Origin of the sequence: Haladaptatus sp. W1 (genome assembly GCF_001723155.1) — an archaeon.
GTDB classification, from domain to species: Archaea; Halobacteriota; Halobacteria; order Halobacteriales; family Haladaptataceae; genus Haladaptatus; species Haladaptatus paucihalophilus.
Genome location: NZ_MEIH01000143.1, coordinates 1 through 8439 on the forward strand (window position 1 = coordinate 1; position 8439 = coordinate 8439).

Sequence of the window (8439 nt, forward strand, 5' to 3'; positions counted from 1 at the left end):
CGAGCCCGGATTTTCCGATGTCGTTCCCCCACGTCCTGTAGTCGTCGAAGTCGTCGATATTGACCTTATCCCCCGCGGAAACCGATTCTGATTGCCACGTGTACTGCGAGGACGTGTAGCGGAAGTAGTTGTCCTGTTCCGCGTCCGGTTGGATGCCGGGATACGTCTGGACGCCACAGTATTGGAACCACTGGGAGGAGTACGTGATTCCCCCCATCTGTTGTTCGGCGATGGTGACGGTGTTGCCGTTTCGTTCGACCTGCTTCACCTCGGGCCACACGCCTCTCAGGTCTCCGTTGCTATCGAGTTCGACCGGAATTTGGGGCATCCCCCGCGGTGCGGGTCCGGCGATGTTCTCGACGCCGTAGTATTCGACGGTCCCGCCACCCGCTCCGGAGGGCGACGTCGCGGTTTTCATCATCGCCGCCGTTCCCGTTCCGATACCGGCCAACGCCGCACTGCCGACGACTCCTTTCACGAACCGTCGGCGCGAGGACTCTTCCGGATATTTGTCGGTGTCTGCGTCGGGCATCGTATTTTCACCTGCGTGTCGCTCACCCCGTCAGGGCCGGTGGACGAGCGGCTCACGCGATGGCGTCGCTAGGTCCCTCTCTTCCTTTGTTATTTGTTGCCAATCGAACGGCTGCCGGTGCTTACCCCCTGACGGTTCCGGGTAAGTGTTCGTTTTCTGCTACATCGTCATAATCTCGAAAACCATCCTTTGCCATACACGTTCTCAGACTGCTCACGTCACGGTCCGTTTCACCTATTTCCGCCCGAATCGGGTCGCCGCTCCCTTGCGATTCGTTCCGTTCACGCCCAATAGAGATATATGTGCGTTCCCGCGATCATGTACTAGGCACAGCCCCTGCAACACTTCAGGTTCGCTTTGATGTTACCCCTGATGCAACCGAGGAGGAGGTCTGGAAACATATCGAGCGGGAGCTCCAGTCGTTCCTTCGTGCTCACGGGATTAACCACATAACCATCGAAGCAGTATCTGAACCTCCACGACGAGAGGAACGAAGTGAGAAGTTCCGGCACGTGTGGTCAGAATTAGAGCAGTGACCAAAGACGGCAATTCATTCACGCCCTCAAGGTCGTTGTATCCTCGCCTGCAGTCCTATATTGACCGAACACTTGCTGCCCATTTTCCACACATATAATTTGATGCATCAAATAATAAATATGTCGTTCCAAACCAAGCGACGAATGGATATATTGGCCTTGGTAGCCTATGACATGACATGGATGAATCGCGGCGAATTACAGCGGAGGATGTTCTCAGGGCTTTCGAACAGAGAGATGAGCCCTGTGAATCCTTATCAACGAGTGAGGTGGCAGACGCTTTAGATTGCGCACACCGAACTGCCTACAGCAAACTAAACGCACTAGTCGACAGTGGCTCTCTCAAAACCAAGAAAGTCGGTGCTCAGGTCCGAATCTGGTGGCAACCACAAAATGAACCGACTGCAACAGCCGACTCAGAAACGCTTGGTCATCTCACCTCGGAGCAAGTACTTGAACTTGAATTACAATCGGAGCAAATTGCTCGTCCGTTCGTTGAGACCGTCGGTTCTGATTTTACGGTTTCGACAGACGGAACCGTACTCCTCGAAGACGGAACGCAAATTCAGTATTATACCGCAACAGGTATCCCGACATCTACGTATCTCGAATTAACGAAACAGTATCCTGCCGTCCACGACGTTCGTCTGATAAGCAGCGTCGAGAATACCACCCGCCTTGAGGTCCATTCGGCTCCCAACTCGCTAACGCGTTTGTTTTCGGATTATGGCGGCCATTTCAACTCCGCAGAAATAGACGAGAGCAACGCGATATTACTGGGGGAAGTCCCGCAGACGATTGACCTTGATGAACTACTCACTGATCTCCGAGAATTATATCCCGACATTGAACTCGTTTCACAGCGCCTCGTATATACTCCACAAGTTTTTCGAACGCTCATGGAAAACACGCTGACAGAGCGTCAGTGGACCACGCTGCAATTGGCCCATTTTGCGGGATACTTCGAATGGCCGCGCGTAAGTACAGGCGAAGACCTCGGAGAACGTTTAGGGATTACAAAACAGACATTCCATCACCATCTCCGTCATGCAGAACAGACTGTATTTCAGTATCTCTTTGAGGGGGCTACCAGCCATCGGCTTTGACATCCTCCCCACGCCAATGTACGGGACTTTCTCCTCGTATCTCCGTAATCGGCCCTCATAACATCGGCATGAAAAATCGAACTGGTCAGAACAATAATTTAGAACTATCGGCCAAGTACGATGTGTATGAGTAACTCTGCCAAGGACGTACAAAGGACACAGAATCTTCCCACCGCCATTATCAGGGAGGTCGCAGACCAAACCAATTCTGAGACAACAGCGCTTGAACCGCTGTACAACGCGATTGATCCAGATGCGCTTGAGATGTTATTCGCCGCAAAACCAGACGGCTCGCTTCGAGCCCCTGGACGTATTGTGTTCGAATATAGTGGCTGCGAAGTCACCGTCACAAACAAAGGAGATGTTCAAGTGGTACCGTTAGACGGACGCTGAGAAGTCTTACGGTCGAAACACTAACCAGCGAACACTCGCAGTGAGTGTCGATGCAGTAAGTAACGAGACGCCGATAGCCCTGCTTGACCGTGCGCAACGTCATGCAGAGGATGTTGTGACGGGAATTTCTCGATCCTGCCAATTGAAGCGTGCCCAGCGTCAAGCAGACGTCACGAAGTACGACCGACAACGGACCAGATCACGATCTCGCTCGCGGAGAATGCCTACAAAATACAGGGAGAGGAGCAATCCAGTGTGACTGCCCGCTACGAGCTCATTCATGCAGGACACTATCACAATTCAAGAACAGCAGGAGGGTCATTCCCCTGTGCGTAAACTCGAAACAATATCTTCAACAATAATGTTTTGTACTCTCACACGAACCCCATCCTATGGGAAAACGGGGGCCAAATCCACAAATATCGAAGGACGACTTGAAGGCGATATTCGAATCTAACCAGCATGGAGTGCCGTATACCTCATACGAAGTTGCAGAACAATTGCAGTGTGCGCAGACGACGGCGTATAAGAAACTTCAAGAATTGGTTGAAGACGACGTACTTCAAACCAAAAAAGTCGGAGCTCGGGGTCGGGTCTGGTGGTTACAAGCTGAGAAAGGTTCATCTCGTACGTCAAAGTCCAAGCAAGGGATAAATAAGTTCGCTTCAGAGGATGACACCTTCCGAGCTATCTTTGAAGAGGCATTTGATGCGATGCTGATTGCTGACGATGACGGTACATATGTCGACGCCAATCCGGCTGCCTGTGACCTCTTTGGTCTATCCCGTGACGAACTTCTTGGTCGATCGATCGATGAATTTGCGGCTGAGGAGTATGATTTTGAGGCAGTGTGGCGTGAGTTCCAAGAATCAGATAAGAGCCGTGGACTCTTCCCCTTAGTCCGTGCAGATGGAGAGGAGCGAACCGTAGAATTTGGAGCTACCCCGAATATCCTCCCTCATCGTCATCTTTCTATTCTTCGTGACGTTACAGAATACCGAGAAGTCAAAGCAGAATTGCAGGGCGAGCATGACCGCGCCCAACGATACCAGAAAACCCTTCATTCTGATGAAATTCTGGAGCTGGAATTTCAACTAACTGATAAAAATGACTTTTTTGTCGCTGTCTCTGATCGACTTAACTGTTATTGCACTTTCGAAGGGATGGTCTCGACAAAGAAAGGGACGATGTTACACTACGTCTGGGTGGAAAACGCATTGCCTGAAGACGTTCTTGTGATGGCCAAGGAAGCCAATCAAGTTAACGACTGTCGGGTTATTCATGGGTTGGAGACGAGTGGTCTCTTTGAAGTAGACTTGAAAACCTCTGCGCTAAGAACATTGATCGAGACTGGTACAAGTGGTCGAACAATGATCGTCGATCAGGGAACGGCGACAATCGTTGCAGAGGCTGCTCCTAATGTCGATCTTCACGCCATCGTTGATACATTTCTGAGCCAATATACGAAATCCGAGTTCGTTGCGAAACGAAACCTAAGTCGCTCCTTTATGACCACGAGACAATACCACGAATCACTCAAAGACCGATTAACAGCCCGCCAAATTGAGACACTGCGATCTGCGCATTTAGCCGGGTATTTTGAATGGCCACGCCAGAGCACTGCAGAGGAAGTCGCCTTGTCGATGGGTGTTGCTACACCAACTTGGCTACGCCACTTACGAAAAGCGGAACTGAATCTTGTTCAATCGTTCTTCGAAGAGCTAGCCATCTAGCGCCATATGCTTTGAGGACACACTTCTAGCATTCATCGATGATAAAAGATCACCACCAACAAATATCAGAACACCAACCAGATGGCGAGGAAGCCACATTAGATCGGGTTTTTGACGTCCTCTGCCACCCGCATCGGCGTCACATCCTAATGACTCTTACCAAGTCATCTCCCCAACGAAAGGTTGTGTTTACCCTTGACGAACTCAGTGACGATACTAGTGGCCTCGATGCGTTGCAACTGCACCACATTCACCTTCCGAAGTTGGAAGATGTAGACCTCATTCGCTGGGACCGTAATAAACAGATAGTGATGAAGGGTTCAGCATTCAACAGTATCAAGCCTTATCTGGAACCACTAACCAATCATCCCGACGATTGAACAGAAGGTGCTGAGAAGGGACGACCTACACTGCGGCCGAAGATTCCGAAGATACACCGGACGAATCCCCCGTCATTTAATTCTTGGCTGAACTGTGCAGAATAGAATGCCGTGAACATGGATGATGTGCGTAGGAATCTACCAGACATGCAGATACAGGTAGATTGCTTTTCGTTTGTGGTGAATTGGCCCACGCTCAACACAAAGCCTAGGTGTCTGTTCTATACTCTTTGAGACCGTAGTGGAGATGGGGTGGGTGAACTACCCCGCCCTGCTCGGCCTAACGGCCTCGCTGCGGACGGGGCTTTCTGCTTCGATGACGCGCTTTGCAGACACAACGGCGTCCGGAGAGAGCGCAGTCTTCACAAGCGTTGACGAGACGCGAAGCGTCTCGTTCGCCAACCAGAAATCGAAGATTTCTGGTGACGTTGATTCGGAGCATCCCGTTCCTACCCCCTTTGTGATACCGCGAGAAAGGATGTTCCACGCTGCGTTTGCGTCTCGTTCGCACACAAGAGCGACGCTCTTGTGAACGCTGTATCCGTACTGCTCGCGCCATTCGACGCTCGTTGAGGAAGGGCCGTAGCGCCTGCATTCAGGTAAAGGTAAACCCGGAGACCACCTATGAAGCGATGTTGACGAGCGATCTAATGGCTCTCAGTTCTATCGGTCGCGCGCTTGGTCAACTCTGTGACGCTCCACGAAGGCTCTCAGAGTGGATCCGAGGAACGGCCGCAGAAGGACCTCCAGAACAGTTATGAATTGTTGATGTACCACAGACAAGCAAGTGGACGCAGCTAGACGAAGAACCGGGCAAAAAGTTAGTCTTTGGTGCCATTGGAAGATTCTGGCAGCCAGAAATCGAACGGCGACAGATTGATTCCGAGGACTTTGCATCATTCGATGAATCCGGATTTGCGAAGCCCGCAACCCGGCTCTCGACTCGCCCAGTTGGGGAGGAACAGACACTGTTGTCCTACGAGGCCCGGACAGCAACCACGGACGAAAACGCCAGTCGAGCCTTCCGACGGTACTGGCGGCTCATCGGACCGTTTGTGGGATACCTGATGTCGCGTCCGTTGGATCAGATAGCAGTCAATGCCGAAACACAAGGATCACAAGCGGCCCAAACAACAGAGATGGTCGCAAAATCAGGAAATCGGACCAACAAACCAGACTTATGAATCGGTTGATGGTAATTGCTACGCTGGTAGTCATATGTCTATATTACCTCGTAGCCATACGAGGTGCAAATGAATGACAGAACGAATACTCATATCTTCCGAGTGTTGAGATATCCAGAGACAGTTGCCGAGAGACCGTGCACTCGCTTAGAGAGATTGTGTCGTGTCTGTCATCGGCCACAACGGGTATCTCGACGTGTCCTCACAACACGTGGGGTTGTCCAGAAGTTTGGTATTGATTGATACTCGTTGCTATCGATGAGTAGGTGATGGAAGGACTGCTCTGGTCCACGTCGATTGCCATCCTCGCCACCGCCGCCATCTGGAAAGGGAGCGGATGGCTCGAAGATGCAAGCGAACAGTTGGCCGCGTACTACGGCTTACCCGCCATCGTGCAAGGGGCGATCATCACCGCCATCGGTTCGAGTTTCCCGGAGCTGTCGAGTACCGTCCTTTCGACGCTGCTGCACGGAGAGTTCGATCTCGGAGTCGGTGCCATCGTCGGGTCGGCGATATTCAACATCCTCGTAATACCGGGGATGAGCGGATTGGTCACCGAGAGGTACACCTCGAGCAGAGATGTCGTCTACAAGGAGGCGTTATTTTACATGCTCGCTGTGGCGTCGCTCCTCCTAACCTTCGCGCTGGCAGTCATTTACAATCCACGCGGTGGGGGCGACCTTACTGGGGAGGTGACACGCCTACTCGTTCTTCCGTTGGTCGGTCTCTACGGGCTCTACGTCTTCATCCAGTATCTCGATTCTCGGGAGTACGGCGTCCCCCAGGTGAAGAGCATCCGAGTGGGTAGAGAGTGGATTCGTCTCGTCACGAGTCTCGTCGTTATCGTCGTCGCCGTGGAGGGACTCGTCCGGGCCGCGCTCACCTTCGGCGAGGCGTTTGGAACGCCACCGTTTCTGTGGGGGCTGACGATACTCGCCGCGGCGACGAGTCTTCCGGACGCATTCGTCAGTGTGCAGGCCGCGCGCAGGGACGAGGACGTCACCAGCCTCGCGAACGTGCTCGGTAGCAACACTTTCGACCTGCTGGTGGCAATCCCAGCGGGTGTACTCATCGCTGGAGCGGCACCGGTCGATTTCGCGCTCGCCGTTCCGATGATGGGAGTGCTGGTCATCGCGACCGTCATCCTGTTTTCGTTCCTCCGAACGGAGATGGAATTGACCACACCAGAGGCGTACAGCTTGATCGTCGGCTATGCTCTCTTTCTCTGCTGGATGATACTCGAAACCACCGGCATCGTTCGGACGCTCCCCGGGGGTTGACCTCCTCCCGCGCCTCAAGTCGCGGGAATCCCACCATGGGATTTCAGGCCGAGCGTGGCCCTAAGGTTTCAAGACGCATACGCCCCAAGCGTCAATTGCTGGGTATCAGCATCGGCTTGGGAGTCTTGTGGGACGGTCAAACGTCCCCCTTCCTCAGCCGAGTCATCGCCATCCGTGTCTTCTCTTGAATGGCTCTCTCCGCTGAGGTAGCGGTCTGCAATATTGAGCGCGGCGTTCACGTCTGCTTGGTACTCCGAAACCCAACACTCCGAGTTGGAACACTTGAACGTCGCCTGCTTCGGACGGTAGCCCCGTTCTCCACAACAGTGGCACGTCTTCGAGGTGTACACGGGATTCACCGTTTCCACGCAAATCCCGTTCTCAGCCGCCTTGTAGCGAATCTGCGCGTGCATCTTCGCAAAGCCCCATCCGTGGAGCCGTCGGTTCATGAACGCGCCGTAGTCCATGTTCTCACGAATGTGCGTCAAGTCTTCCAGAACTAACACAGGATTCTCGAACTGGTTGGCGTAGGCGACGACCTCCGACGTGACCGTGTGGAGAATGTGGTCGATGTGTCGCCACAACTCGTCGCCGTAGGATTCAGCGATGCGTTCGCTTCCGCGTTGCTGAAGGCGTCGAGTCGCCGTGAAGTACGTTTCACGAAGTTGTCGCACTCGCTTGCCTTCGTCGTTCCAGAGGTTGGGTGCAGTCGGGGTGCCGCGCTCGTCACGGTGACACACCGTTACCAAAGAGGCTTCCCCGATGTCTACCCCAATCGGCGTCTCCGCCGAACTGATTTCTCGCTCTACTACGTCTCGCGTAGCGACGATGTGGAAGTACCACTCACCGCCACGGTCGAACAGCCGACACTCACCCATCGTCGCGTCTCCTGCGTGCAACGCTTCAAGCCACTCCCGTTGCTTGGGATTTGGCTGGGCGGGCATCCAGAGGTGGTAGTCGGCGTGGTGCGGGATTTTCACGTACCACTCGATGGCGTTCTGGGGCTTGTGGTCAAGCTTCGGCCTCTCGTTCGTGAACCGAACGGGATGGTCGTCCTGAAGCTCTTTCGCGTCGTAGCTTCCACCACAGAGTTGTGGGACATACTGCTTGAGCGCGTTCTTCGCGTACCCGCTCAGGTCGTAGTTGACCACTACGTCGTTCGCCGCTGTCGGTGTGGTACAGTTAGCGTTAAACGCGGCTTCGAGTGCCTGTTGGTAGGCGTGTTTCGTCTCACAGAGTTTCTGATGCTTGTGAGTATTCGGGTCCACAAGCTTGAGTTCCAGTGTCTCTATGAG

At 53.3% G+C, this 8439-nt stretch carries 6 protein-coding genes and 1 pseudogene; 5 read left to right on the plus strand and 2 right to left on the minus strand.

Annotated elements, in window-relative coordinates:
* A pseudogene (locus BG842_RS07930) lies at positions 1-532 on the minus strand (ubiquinol-cytochrome c reductase iron-sulfur subunit); the annotation flags it as partial.
* A gap of 715 nt (positions 533-1247) precedes the next feature.
* Here BG842_RS07930 and BG842_RS07935 point away from each other — a divergent pair.
* From BG842_RS07935 to BG842_RS07960, 5 genes are all read left to right on the plus strand, one after another.
* A complete protein-coding gene (locus BG842_RS07935; RefSeq protein WP_069450357.1) occupies positions 1248-2174 on the plus strand; it encodes a bacterio-opsin activator domain-containing protein in 927 nt (308 codons plus the stop codon).
* Between the two features lie 126 nt (positions 2175-2300).
* On the plus strand, positions 2301-2567 hold the full coding sequence (locus BG842_RS07940; protein ID WP_069450358.1) for a HalOD1 output domain-containing protein: 267 nt from the start codon (positions 2301-2303) through the stop codon (positions 2565-2567).
* A gap of 392 nt (positions 2568-2959) precedes the next feature.
* On the plus strand, positions 2960-4300 hold the full coding sequence (locus tag BG842_RS07945; protein WP_069450359.1) for a bacterio-opsin activator domain-containing protein: 1341 nt from the start codon (positions 2960-2962) through the stop codon (positions 4298-4300).
* A gap of 38 nt (positions 4301-4338) precedes the next feature.
* Positions 4339-4680 carry a helix-turn-helix transcriptional regulator gene (locus BG842_RS30535; RefSeq protein WP_069450360.1) on the plus strand — a complete coding sequence of 114 codons (342 nt, stop codon included), beginning with the start codon at positions 4339-4341 and terminating at the stop codon, positions 4678-4680.
* Between the two features lie 1453 nt (positions 4681-6133).
* Entirely contained in the window at positions 6134-7144 is a 1011-nt protein-coding gene (locus BG842_RS07960) for a sodium:calcium antiporter (RefSeq protein ID WP_069450362.1), read from the plus strand.
* 68 nt (positions 7145-7212) lie between these two features.
* Here the strand turns inward: BG842_RS07960 and BG842_RS07965 are convergent, their stop codons facing one another.
* The gene (locus BG842_RS07965) at positions 7213-8436 is read right to left on the minus strand and encodes an RNA-guided endonuclease TnpB family protein (RefSeq protein WP_139136060.1); all 1224 of its coding nucleotides are present in this window, start codon (positions 8434-8436) and stop codon (positions 7213-7215) included.
* Positions 8437-8439 lie beyond the last annotated feature (3 nt).